The organism is Mycobacterium sp. 1482292.6 (genome assembly GCF_001672995.1).
Lineage (GTDB): Bacteria > Actinomycetota > Actinomycetes > Mycobacteriales > Mycobacteriaceae > Mycobacterium > Mycobacterium europaeum_A.
In genome coordinates this window covers 1-1,169 of record NZ_LZKV01000263.1, presented here as the reverse complement: position 1 = coordinate 1,169, position 1,169 = coordinate 1, and the positions used below count along the sequence as shown (strand labels likewise).

Here is a 1,169-nt window from a genome sequence, read left to right as displayed (position 1 = left end):
AGAAACGCCTGGGCGAACCCCGGCTGGTCTTCGAACAGCGGCACCTGGGCGGCCCACTGCTGCGCGACCGTCGGTGAAACCAGAAAGCCGTTGCGGCCGTAAGCTATTGCTGGTTCGAACAGCCGCTCGAACGGGAGCTTGCCGAACTTCGTGTGCAGTTCGGTCCAGGCCGACACCGCTCCGGGCACGGTCACCGAATTCCAGCCGAGGATCGGAACGTCCTGCCCGCCAAAGTATTCCGGTGTCCAGGCGGCCGGTGAGCGACCCGAGGCGTTCAACCCGTGCAATCGCGCGCCGTCCCACACGATGGCGAAGGCGTCCGAACCGATGCCGTTGGACACCGGCTCCACGATCGTCAGGGTGATGGCTGTGGCGATGGCCGCGTCGACCGCGCTGCCGCCCTGGGCGAGCATCCGCAGGCCCGCCTGGGCGGCGAGCGGTTGCGACGTGCACACAACGTTTTCCGCCAGGATGGGCTTGCGTGGCCAGGCGTACGGGAGGGTCCAGTCGAAAGGTGCGGTCACCTCCGCGAGCGTATCTCCTTACGCCGTCAGCAGCGGTGCCATCCAGGTCAGCTCGGCGGGCAACTGCGAGCTCCAGAACGCGCCGTCGTGCCCGCCGGGCGAGAAGCCGCCGGCCGGCGGGTTGGGCAGCTGCGCGATGAATTGCTTCGTCGCCGAGTAGAACGGATCGCTGTCGCCGCAATCGATTCGGATCGGGATCGAGGCCAGCGCGGGCATGCCGAACACCGAATTCGCGGCGAAATCATCGGGCCCGTCGAACGCCCCCGGCGCCGCGGCACCTGAGGACATCCACAGGGCCGGGCTCACCGCACAGATCGCCGCGGTACGGGCCGGCCCCAGCCGGCCGCCCAGCAGCAGCGCGCCATAGCCGCCCATCGACCAGCCCAGGAACGCCACCCGCGAGGTGTCCAGATTCTGGTTTCCCAGCATCGGGATGAGCTCGTCGAGCACCATGGCGCCGCTGTCCTCGCCGGACGACCGCTTGTGCCAGTAGCCGCCGCCACCGTCGACGGCGACCACCGCGAACGGCGGCAGTCCGGCGTCGACGGCCTGCGCCAAACCGTGTTCGACGCCACCGGCCATCACCGTGGACGCGTCACTGCCCTTGCCGTGCAGCGCGATCACCGGCCGCAGCGGCTTGGTCTG

2 protein-coding genes are annotated in these 1,169 nt (G+C 69.2%); both read right to left on the bottom strand.

The annotated features are described in order from the left end of the window. Positions 1 to 524: gamma-glutamyltransferase (locus tag A5624_RS26590; protein ID WP_197519041.1), on the bottom strand; the 524-nt coding region annotated here is incomplete at its 3' end. Between the two features lie 18 nt (positions 525 to 542). Then, positions 543 to 1,169, bottom strand: a 627-nt coding sequence (locus tag A5624_RS26585) for an alpha/beta hydrolase-fold protein (protein ID WP_066873459.1), incomplete at its 5' end; no start/stop codon positions are given.